1 protein-coding gene is annotated in these 279 nt (G+C 71.7%); it reads left to right on the forward strand.

The window, feature by feature from the left end; translation table 11 throughout:
- The coding region (locus tag FAF44_RS54075) for an ATP-binding cassette domain-containing protein (protein ID WP_237111242.1) at positions 1–279 on the forward strand (279 nt) is incomplete at both ends.

Consider the following 279-nt stretch of genomic DNA (forward strand, 5'->3'; position numbering starts at 1 on the left):
GTCCGGCGGCCAATGGCAGCGCATCGCCGTCGCCCGCGGCTTCCACCGCGACGCCGACCTGCTCATCTGCGACGAACCCACCGCCGCCCTCGACGCCCGCGCCGAACACGCCGCCTTCGAACGCATCCGCGACCACGCCGACGGCCGCACCGTCCTGCTCATCACCCACCGCCTGGCCAGCGTCCGCCACGCCGACCGCATCTACGTCCTCGACCACGGCACCATCACCGAACAAGGCGACCACCACACCCTCATGGCACTCGACGGCCTCTACGCCGA

The organism is Nonomuraea sp. MG754425 (genome assembly GCF_021699195.1).
In the GTDB taxonomy this organism is placed as follows: domain Bacteria; phylum Actinomycetota; class Actinomycetes; order Streptosporangiales; family Streptosporangiaceae; genus Nonomuraea.